The organism is Streptomyces sp. HSW2009, assembly GCF_040240285.1.
Lineage (GTDB): Bacteria > Actinomycetota > Actinomycetes > Streptomycetales > Streptomycetaceae > Streptomyces.
This window is the reverse complement of the sequence record NZ_JBEHZD010000023.1, coordinates 21,260-31,621: the sequence shown is the minus strand read 5'-3', so window position 1 is coordinate 31,621 and position 10,362 is coordinate 21,260. Positions and strand designations below refer to the sequence as shown.

The window sequence follows — 10,362 nt, the reverse complement described above, 5'->3', positions numbered from 1 at the left end:
CCCCCGCTAGGAGGCCGTCTGGGGGGCGCGTCGTTGTCTATACCCCCCCACCCCGCGGGGCGCGCGACCAGCCCAAAGGCAGGGACATAGGGAAACCCTCCGAACGAGAACATCAACGCGACCGACGGCCGAGACGCCGCCCGCCCCACTCTGCCCGCCGCCCCCCCCCAAAACGATCAGGCCGGCACCCGACCGTCCCGGGGGCCAGCCGGGGCCACCCCCGTCGGGCCCCTCACCCGGGGTGGGTGGGGAAAACCCGATGGATCGTCCCTGTCGGATCGTACGAACATCCCGAACACCCCTTGTTTCGAAGCGTGTTGCGCCACCACCGGCCGCACGCTTACAAGAACGGGCGAAGCGGGGAGCGGGCCGGGACGACAGCGGGAGAGGCCGCCGGCGGGACAGTCAGGGAGGCAGCCGGGGGAGGCAGCCGGGGTCGAACCCGCCGCAGGAGCATCTCCCGCGGTCCTCTCAACGACTGGACTGATCGTCAGGGCATCTTCCCACCCCCGGCGATGCTCGGTACTGACGGCTGAATACGGTGGAGGGGCCCGGTTGAACGAGAGGACGCCAAGACGTGGATGTGTATGAGGCCGTGGACAGTCGCCGGGCCGTACGGGCGTTCAGCGATGAGCCGGTGCCCAAGGAAGTACTCGAACGAGTGCTGACCGCAGCGACGCGGGCTCCGTCCAGCGGGAACCTCCAGCCGTGGCATCTGTACGTCGTGACCGGTGAACCCTTGGCGGAACTCAAGCGGACCGCGACAGCCAGGGCATTGGCGGGGGACCCCGGCGACGAGCGTGAGTACCCGATGTACCCGGACGGGCTGGCCTCACCGTATCTGGACCGTTTTGCTGCTGCCGCCGCCCAGCGGTACGCATCGCTGGGCATCGAGCGCGACGACCCGGACCGGCCTAGGAAGATCGCCACCTTGAACTCGGAGGCGTTCGGGGCGCCAGCCGTTCTGTTCTGCTACCTCGACCGGACGATGGGGCCGGGGCAGTGGGCTGACGCCGGGATGTACCTGCAAACGGTCATGCTGTTGTTGCGGGCCGAGGGGCTGCATAGCTGCCCCCAGGTGATGTGGACCGTGTACCGGGAGACTGTCAGCCGGGCAGTCGGAGCCGGCGACGGCCTCGTGCTGTTCTGCGGCGTCTCAGTGGGGTTCGAGAAGGAGGGCGTGCCGCAACTGCGCACCGGGCGGGCGGACATGACGGAAACGGTGAGCTTCGTCGGAGCGTGACCGTGGGCCGGCCAGGATCGACAGGACAGGTCCTAGTCGGCCCAGACCAGCCGTTCCGCACCGGCGTAGACGTTCATGTCAGCGCCGCGCAGAAAGCCGACGAGGGTGAGCCCGGTCTCCTCGGCCAGGTCCACCGCGAGCGAGGACGGGGCGGAGACCGCGGCGAGCACCGGGATGCCCGCCATCACCGCCTTCTGCGCCAGCTCGAAGGAGGCCCGACCCGACACCAGCAGCACGCTGCTGGAGAGTGGCAGCCTGCCCTGCTGGAGCGCCCGGCCGATCAGCTTGTCCACGGCGTTGTGCCGGCCCACGTCCTCCCGTACGTCGACGAGTTCGCCCGCAGCCGTGAACAGGGCGGCGGCGTGCAACCCACCGGTGCGGTCGAACACCCGCTGGGCGGCGCGCAGCGGGGCGGGCAGCGCGGAGAGCACGGCGGGGGAGACGGCGACCGGCGCCGCCGGGTCACCCACCGGCCAGCGGGCCGTCGTCCGCACCGCGTCCAGGCTGGCCTTCCCGCACAGACCGCACGACGAGGTGGTGTACACGTGGCGCTCCAACGTGATGTCCGGGACCTCGACCCCCGCCGCCAGCCGCACGTCCACCACGTTGTACGTGTTGCTGACCCCGCGGGCGCCACCCGCGCCGGCGCCTGTCCCGGCGCCTGTCCCGGCCAGGGGCAGCGCACGCCGGGCGGCCGGCCGGAGCCCCGCCGGAGCGGAGCCACCCGCCCCGGCCCCCGACACCCCGGCGAACCCGCCGACGGTCCCGCCCGACGCCTCGACCACACCCTCCACGGCGGTCTCGTTCGCGTACGGGCCGCCAGCCAGCTCCGCGCCCGGGGACAGGGCTGCCAGGTCGGCTGCCTCCTCGGGCGTCGCGGCGGTCACCGCGCCGGCGCAGTAGACGATGTTGGCCAACTCGTCGTCCCGGCCCAACACACCCTCGCTCACCAGGAACCCCGCGGCCAGCGCGAAGTCGTCGCCCGGTGTGCGCATGGTGATCGCCAACGGTTTGCCGTTCAGCCGGATCTCCAGCGGCTCCTCCGCAACGAGTGTGTCGGGGCGCGTACTGACCTGGCCGTTGCGGATGCGCACCACGCGCCGTCGCTCGGTGACCCGTCCCATGCTGTCGATCCGTCCTGGTCGTCGCCGTGCCGCCGGTCACCTCCCGTCGGCGCTGCCCCTGCCCCCGCATTGTCCCGCATCGCGGCAGGTCATGAGCGAATCGCCGTACCCGGCGGGCGGCCACCGCAAACGTCGGCCGGCCCCCGCCACCCCGTCATGTCCGCGTGGGCGCGCGCGAGGCGTGATGTGAGCCATAGCCCCCCGTAACCCGTACCGCTCGACCGCCACCCGCCGCTAGCGTCCGTGCAACGCCACCTCCCGCCCCGCAGCGCAACGAGAGCGGACATCACCGATGGCAGCACCCACCCTCATCCTCAAGCCCCACACGGCCTGGGCCGCCGCCTGGCAGCGCTGCCTGAGCGTCGCCCCCGAGGCCTTCACCGACGATCGCGTACGCAACTACTGGAACGGCGCATGGCAGGCCGACGGCCGGGTCCTCGCCGCCACCACCCCCGTCGACGGCACCCCGATCGCCGGCCCGCCGCGCCTGGACGGTGCCGCGGCCACCAGCGCCGTACGGGCCGCGCTTGACCAGCACCGCGCCTGGCGACACGTCCCGCTGCCCGAACGCCGGGCCAAGGTCACCGCGGCCCTGGACGCCCTCAGCGAACACCGCGAACTGCTCGCCCTGCTCCTGGTCTGGGAGATCGGCAAGCCGTGGCGGCTCACCCAGGCCGATGTGGACCGGGCGATCGACGGAGTCAGGTGGTACGTCGAGCAGATCGACCGGATGCTGGTCGACCGCACCCCGCTGCCCGGCCCGGTCAGCAACATCGCGAGCTGGAACTACCCCATGAGCGTCCTGGTGCACGCGATGCTGGTGCAGGCGCTGGCCGGCAACGCGGTGATCGCCAAGACCCCCACCGACGGCGGCGTCGCCTGTCTCACCCTGGCGACCGCACTGGCCGCCCGCGAAGGGTTGCCCCTCACCCTGGTCAGCGGGAGCGGCGGCGAACTCTCCGAGGCCCTGGTACGGGCGCCCGAGATCGGCTGCGTCTCCTTCGTCGGCGGCCGGGACACCGGCGCGCGGGTCGCCACCGCCGTGGCTGACCTGGGCAAACGGCACATCCTGGAACAGGAGGGCCTCAACACCTGGGGCATCTGGAACTACACCGACTGGCCGGCCCTCGCCACCCAGATCCGCAAGACCTTCGACTACGGCAAGCAACGCTGCACCGCGTACCCCAGGTTCGTCGTCCAGCGCTCGTCCTTCGACGCGTTCCTGGCGGCCTACCTGCCGGCCGTACGAGCCTTGCGCCTCGGCCACCCCCTGGCGGTCGAGTCCCCCGACGACCCGCTGCCGGAACTGGACTTCGGCCCGCTGATCAACGCGGCCAAGGCCAAGGAGTTGGGCGACCAGGTCGCCGAGGCCATCGAACGCGGAGCGGTCCCGCTGCACCGCGGCGACCTGGCCGAGGCCCGCTTCCTGCCCGGCCAGGACACCTCGGCGTACCTGCCCCCGGTCACCCTGCTCAACCCGCCACCCGCGTCGCCGCTGCACCACGCCGAACCGTTCGGCCCGGTCGACACGATCGTCCTGGTGGACACGGAGGCGGAACTGCTGGCAGCGATGAACGCCAGCAACGGCGCCCTGGTCGCCACCCTGTCCTGCGACGACCGACAGACCTTCGACCGCCTGGCTCCCCAGGTCCGCGCCTTCAAGGTGGGCCACGGAAAGCCCAGGTCCCGCGGCGACCGAGACGAACTCTTCGGCGGCTTCGGAGCCTCCTGGCGCGGCGCCTTCGTCGGCGGCGACCTCCTGGTACGCGCCGTCACGGAGGGCCCCACGGGGGAACGCCTCCCCGGCAACTTCCCCGACTACCACCTGATGCCGGACTGACCCGGGGCGCGCGGGTCTGCGAGCCTGCTGGCCTGGCCACCCCCCGTGAGGTGGCCCGGCAAGACCCCCGCCCCGCCCCGTTCCACCCACACCCTCACCCATCACGCTCCGTAGTTCATGGTGTCACTCACGGTCCTCCACCCGTGCCCGCTTCCAGCGCCGCGCGGGACGCGGATACGCAGGTGAAACGCACTGCGAATCCTTGGTATCGTTATCCATGTCGCCGCGGGGAACCGCGGTACACACCCAGTCCGGGTGGCGGAATGGCAGACGCGCTAGCTTGAGGTGCTAGTGCCCTTTATCGGGCGTGGGGGTTCAAGTCCCCCCTCGGACACCACTCAAATCCCCATGGTTGTTCTCTGACCGTGGGGATTTCGTGTTGCGCTCGTCGAGTCTGATCTCGGCGCGCACGATCGCACGGTTGGCTTCGTAGGTGAGGTGGAGGCCGAGGCGGCGGTAGATCTCGATCTTGTCGGTGGCCTTGCATTCTTGGCGGCGATGGTGAGATCGCCGATGGAGCGCGCGACCCGCGCGATCTCGTCTCGGCTCATGCGGGTGGCGGGGCCCGATAGGTGAGCTGCGCTCCCTCATGCCACTGGGCGGATCGGATTGCGCAAGCCCGGCGTTCCGCCTGAACGTCAGCCCTTCAGCGCCGAATCTGAGTGTGTCGCCAGTGACGAGGAATCGTGTCGCAGCGGACCGCTGGGACGGCGGCCCGGTGTGGGTGGCCGTCCCCTGGGGACTCCCCTGTGCGGCCAACCGCCCCTTACTGGTTGCGACGTTTCGCAACTATGTGTGAGGATGGCGCGTCTGTTCTGGGGAGGGGGCGGTGATGGGGGATCGGTTGACGTTGGCGGAGTGGGTACGCCGCGATGTCGTCGCGTCCATGTCGGATGTGGAGAAGGCGAAGACGCTTCGTGCTGCGCGGCTCTACTTCGAGCGGCCAGAGGCGCCGGGTTTCCTCGTCTCGGAGACCGAGCTTGGGCGGTTGGTGCCGGTCTTCACGTCGATTGAGGGTCTGGCGGGGTTCGCGGGAGTCTGTGGCTGGGCGTCGACCACTGCTCGGGACTTGGTGGACTTGCTGCCGGAGGGTGTACGAGCCGTGGTGGACCCGTACGGCGAGCATCCGTTTCTGCTGGATGCCGATGTGTTGAGCAAGGTGTTGGAGGGTTTGGACAGTGGCGGGGCATGACCGGCCGTCTGGTGCTCCTGAGCCGGGCGCGATTGACGGGTCGGATGGGTATGCGATCGAGATTGCCGACGTCAAGGGCCTGATTGCGCCTCTGGAGGAGTCGGTTGTGGCGGCGAAAGCGATCGCGAGGAACCAGGAAGAGCTGACGTCCTATATCCAGCACTGTGGTGCCCCGGAAATCCTGGAGTCAGGCAAGAGCTTTCTCTCTGCCTGGAGTTTCGGTATGGGGCAGTTGTCCGGGCATGCGGACGAAGTTGTGACGCGGCTGTATGAGACGGTCGCGGCGTACGCGCTGGCGGATCTCCTCGGGGTCAAGAACTTCTGGCCGTCTGACGAGAATATCGCGAGGCTTCCTGGCGGCCCGTCGTCCAAGTGGGTGGCGGAGAATATAGGCGTGCCGGACATGGAGCCTTATGAGAAGTCGGGGTTGGAGAAGTTAGCGCGGAAGTACACCGACTTCGAGGACGAGTCCTGAGCCATGGCTGACCCCGATGCATGGGCCCCGGCACGTACTGGAATTCCGGAAGGTGCAACGCCCAAGGATCTGATTCCGGGCGATCCGGACAAGATCGATGACCTCGTGGTGGACTTACGTGCCTACGCCGCTGCTTTCAAGGACGGTCACGACAAGCTTGGTCCACTGAAGCTGTACCGATGGTCAGGGAAGGGCGCGACCGCATTCCGAGACGCCGTCGACCGGCTCCCGAAGGAACTCGCCTCCGCACACACTCAGTTCACGAACGCGGTCTCCGCCCTCTCCGCGTACGCCAGTAAACTCCGTGGCATCCAGGAACGCTGCAAGCCGATCATCGCGGACGCGGCCGAGGCCCGGTCAACCGCCAAGAATCATGATCGGAAGATCAAGGACTACAACGACGCGGTGAAACGCGGAGACGATGCGCTTCCTGAGCGGCCCGCGGAGACCAATCCGGGCATCACAGCGATGGAGAATTGCCAACGCCGCCTGGACGGTTTGATTTTCGAGCTCCAGTTTGTGGTCGAGTCATCGAAGAAGAAACTTGACCAGGCGACAGAGAAAGCGCCGGACAAGCCGAGTGGCCTCCAGAAAGCCAAGCAGGGTGTTCGGGACTTCCTCTGGGGAGCACACTACGGAATCCTCGACATCGCCAACTTCGCCGAGCCGTTCCTCACGCTCGATCCCAAGGGCGCGGCCATGAACCTGGCCTCGGTCTTCGACGGTGCCAAGTACGCTGTCGAGCACCCGACCGAGTTCGCTAAGGCCGCCGCCAACTGGGAGGAATGGTCGAAGAACCCGCAGCGGGCAGCAGGCCAGTTGAGCCCTGCGGTGCTCCTGGCCCTCGCTACCGGCGGCGGGAGCGCCCTGCGTAACGCTGCACAGGCATCACGAAACGCCGCCAGCCGATTAAGGGCTCGTAAGGACGTGCTCAACCGCGGCAACAACCGCGACCGGGCGGAGGGCAAGGGCACGCACGACCAGTGCGGCCCCGAGAAGACCTGCGACGGCGAACCGGTCGACGTCGTCACCGGCGAGATGACGATGTCCGCCACAGACGTTCGTCTCCCGGGCAACCTCCCGCTCGTCCTGGACCGCACCCACGTCTCCGGCCACACCAGCGGCGGCTGGTTCGGACGCACCTGGGCGGCCACCCTCGACCAGCGGCTGGAACTGGACGCAGACGGGGTCGTGTTCGTCGCGGACGACGGCATGCTCCTCACCTACCCCATCCCACACTCCGGGGAGGACACCCTTCCCGACCGTGGTCCCCGCTGGCCCCTGCGCTGGAACGGGGAGGCCGGTGGGTCGATGACCATCACCATCCCCGAGCACGGACGCAACCTGCACTTCGCCCCGCTGCCCGACACGCCCGCCACCGAGCTTCCGCTCCAAACCATCAGCGACCGCAATGGTCACCGGATCGACATCTCCTACGACCCGGCCGGGACACCGACTGAGATCAGCCACACCGGTGGGTACCGCATAGCCATCGACACAGATCCAGAGATGCTGCGCATCACCGCGCTCCGCCTCCTGGGTGTGGGCGATCCCGAGTCCGGCACCAGACTGATCTCCTACGGATACAACGCGGCCGGTGACCTCACCGACGTCGTGAACTCCATGGGCAAGCCTCTGCGCTTCACCTACGACGACGAACATCGCATGACGTCGTGGACTGACCGTAACGGCACGCAGTTCGGCTACTTCTACGACAGCCGTGGCCGCGTCACACACACCGTCGGATCCGAGAACATGCTCTCGGGCCGATTCCATTACGACGACACTGCCCGCACCACGACCTACACCGACTCCCTCGGCAACCAGACGCAGTACGTCTACAACGACAAGTCGAAGGTCGTTGCCCAGACTGACCCCCTGGGCAACACCACGCGCACCGACTGGAGCCCGCAGCCAGGCCGGTTCCCGCTGGCCGTCACTGACCCACTCGGCCGCACCACCCGATACGTTCACGACGACCACGACCGCCTCACCCGCGTCGAGCGCCCCGACGGCACAGCGGCAACCGCCCTCTACAACGATCTGGGCCTTCCCGTAGAGGTCCGAGAACCGGACGGTGCGGTGTGGCGCCACACCTACGACCAGCTAGGCAACCGCACCAGCACAACCGACCCAACAGGTGCCGAGACCCGCTACGTCTACGACGATTGCGGCAACCTGTCATCCATCACCGATGCACTGGGGCACACCACCCACATCACGGCCAACGCCGCCGGCCTGCCGGTTGAGATCACCGACCCGCTGGGCAACGCCACCAAGATCCGCAGAGGCACGCACGGCCGCATCACACGCATCACCGACCCGCTGGGCCACGTCACCCGCCACGGATGGACGGTCGAGGGCAAGCCATCATGGCGAATACGCCCCGACGGTAGTAGGGAGTCCTGGACCTGGGACCCGGAAGGCAACCTCCGCGAACACACCGACCCAGCAGGCAACACCACACGACACACCTACACGCACTTCGACCGTCCGGCTACGCGCACGGAGCCGGACGGAGCCATGTACGCGTTCACGTACGACACGGAATCGCGGCTGACGACGGTCACCAACCCGCAGGGGCTGGAGTGGCGGTACGAGTACGACGCAGTAGGCGGTCTGCTCTCCGAGATGGACTTCAACGGCCGCGAGGTCACGTACTCCCGCGACGCGGCGGGCCAACTCAAATCGCGGACCAACGGCGCAGGCGAGGCCATCTACTGGGAACGCGACGCGCTGGGCCGGACAACAGTGCAACGAACGGAGGACGGTGGGGTAACCCACTTCACTTATGACGCGGCGGGGCGCCTAATACAGGCAGTTGGCACGGACACCGAGCTCGGCCGTGATTACGACGCGACAGGCCGCGTACTGAGGGAAGTATGCGATGGCCGTACCACGACCTACACCTACGACAGGGCGGGGAATCGCACCAGCCGCACGACTTCGACGGGCCTGACGTCCACCTGGAGGTACGACGCGGCCGGCCGTCCAGCCAAGCTGACCACCGCGGGCAATGACCTAACCTTCACGTACGACGCTGCGGGACGCGAGATGTCCAGGGCGTTGGGTGAGGCCGTGACGCTCACTCAGACGTGGGACGAATTGACCCGTCTAACCAGCCAGACCGTTGCCCGGTCTCCGCAGGCAGCCGGGACGTTGCTCCAACACCGCGAGTACGCCTACCGAGCGGACGACCACCTCATCCAGATCCGCGAGCTCACCTCTGGCACCCGCCAGTTCGACCTTGACCCGCTCGGTAGGGTCACCGCCGTCAACGCGCACGGCTGGACGGAGACGTACGCGTACGACAGCGCGGGCAACCTCACAACCTCCAGTACCCCCGCCCACCCCTCCGCCGTCCCAAGCGAATTCACCGGCACCCTGATCCGGCGCGCCGGCCGCACCACGTACGAACATGACGCCCAAGGCCGCTTGATCCGCCGCACCCGCCGCTTACTTAACGGCCAGCGGCTCATGTGGACCTACCAATGGAACTCGGAGGACCGCCTCACAGAGGCCACCACCCCAGACGGCGCCGTCTGGCGCTACACGTACGACCCGCTGGGCCGCAGGACGAGCAAGCAGCGGATCGCGAGCGATGGCGCGGTGCTGGAGCGTACCGACTTCACATGGGACGGCACACGTCTAGCTGAGCAGACGACGCTGGAGGACCAGACCACCTCCTGGGACTACATGCCGAGGACGCACCGGCCCCTGACCCAGACAATGCGTCACACGCCAGCGGAGGTCGAGCCGGGCGAGAGCGGGATCCTCCGTGCTGCGCACCTCTCGAAGGCGGAAGAGGATGCCAGGTTCCATGCCATCGTGACGGATCTCCTTGGCACACCAACGGAGCTCGTCACCCCAACGGGCGACCTGGCCTGGCAACACCGCACGGCCCTCTGGGGCACGCCCCTATTTGCCCCGGCACATGCGACGGACTGCCCGCTGCGCTTCCCCGGGCAGTACGCTGACCCCGAAACGGCCCTAAACTACAATTACTTCCGCTATTACGACCCCGAAACTGCGCGCTATCTCACTCCTGACCCACTCGGCCTGGCCCCAGCCGATAACCCTCACATCTACATACCCAACCCTCTTGCCTGGATCGATCCGCTGGGCCTTCAGGGCTGCGACCCGGGCATTGATGACGACACTTATGGTGAGATTGAGGCAGCGTATGGGCATCGTGTAGCGGACGGAGTGGATCATGATCTTCAGCGAATAAGTGATGGATCCAGCAATGCGCTCGATCATTCAATATCCGGCATCGGCTCAGATCCGCACGAGTTGGCTAGATACCTGTCATCGTTCGAAGGCAGAACCACACACGTCGACACCAAGCAGGGGTCACGCGTCGCGTACGATGATTCTCGCCGTGACGCGCAGGGCCGTGGCGTTTTGATCGTGGAGACTCCCTACCGCATCCATGCGTTCCATTATTCGGAGGCGGATTTTAATTCTGGAAGGTATTCATTGCAATGA

The 10,362-nt window shown here is 67.6% G+C and carries 6 protein-coding genes and 1 tRNA gene; 6 read left to right on the top strand and 1 reads right to left on the bottom strand.

What is annotated here, in order from left to right; genetic code table 11:
- The first annotated feature begins 577 nt into the window (after positions 1 to 577).
- On the top strand, positions 578 to 1,243 hold the full coding sequence (locus AAHZ94_RS03380; RefSeq protein ID WP_349990373.1) for a nitroreductase: 666 nt from the start codon (positions 578 to 580) through the stop codon (positions 1,241 to 1,243).
- Positions 1,244 to 1,275: 32 nt separating this feature from the next.
- On the opposite strand, the gene fdhD is transcribed toward AAHZ94_RS03380, so the two are convergent.
- Positions 1,276 to 2,367 (bottom strand): formate dehydrogenase accessory sulfurtransferase FdhD, encoded by a 1,092-nt coding sequence (fdhD, locus tag AAHZ94_RS03375; RefSeq protein WP_349990372.1) that lies wholly within the window; start codon positions 2,365 to 2,367, stop codon positions 1,276 to 1,278.
- 292 nt (positions 2,368 to 2,659) lie between these two features.
- Here fdhD and AAHZ94_RS03370 point away from each other — a divergent pair, with 292 nt between their 5' ends.
- From AAHZ94_RS03370 to AAHZ94_RS03350, 5 genes are all read left to right on the top strand, one after another.
- Positions 2,660 to 4,207: an aldehyde dehydrogenase family protein gene (locus AAHZ94_RS03370; protein WP_349990370.1), complete on the top strand. Its 1,548-nt coding sequence runs from the start codon at positions 2,660 to 2,662 to the stop codon at positions 4,205 to 4,207.
- Between the two features lie 249 nt (positions 4,208 to 4,456).
- Positions 4,457 to 4,544: transfer RNA gene (locus AAHZ94_RS03365), tRNA-Leu, on the top strand.
- Positions 4,545 to 5,093: 549 nt separating this feature from the next.
- The gene (locus tag AAHZ94_RS03360; RefSeq protein ID WP_349990368.1) at positions 5,094 to 5,399 is read left to right on the top strand and encodes an SseB family protein; all 306 of its coding nucleotides are present in this window, start codon (positions 5,094 to 5,096) and stop codon (positions 5,397 to 5,399) included.
- Positions 5,386 to 5,874, top strand: coding sequence for a hypothetical protein (locus AAHZ94_RS03355; RefSeq protein WP_349990366.1), 489 nt, complete (start codon positions 5,386 to 5,388; stop codon positions 5,872 to 5,874). Before AAHZ94_RS03360 ends, AAHZ94_RS03355 begins: the two co-directional genes overlap by 14 nt.
- A 3-nt stretch (positions 5,875 to 5,877) precedes the next feature.
- Positions 5,878 to 10,362 (top strand): putative T7SS-secreted protein, encoded by a 4,485-nt coding sequence (locus AAHZ94_RS03350; RefSeq protein ID WP_349990365.1) that lies wholly within the window; start codon positions 5,878 to 5,880, stop codon positions 10,360 to 10,362.

Excerpts from the sequence above, each read along its gene's own strand:
- fdhD (WP_349990372.1), bottom strand. The coding sequence starts at position 2,367 with ATGGGACGGGTCACCGAGCGACGGCGCGTGGTGCGCATCCGCAACGGC.
- AAHZ94_RS03370 (WP_349990370.1), top strand. The coding sequence starts at position 2,660 with ATGGCAGCACCCACCCTCATCCTCAAGCCCCACACGGCCTGGGCCGCC.
- AAHZ94_RS03360 (WP_349990368.1), top strand. The coding sequence starts at position 5,094 with ATGTCGGATGTGGAGAAGGCGAAGACGCTTCGTGCTGCGCGGCTCTAC.
- AAHZ94_RS03350 (WP_349990365.1), top strand. The coding sequence starts at position 5,878 with ATGGCTGACCCCGATGCATGGGCCCCGGCACGTACTGGAATTCCGGAA.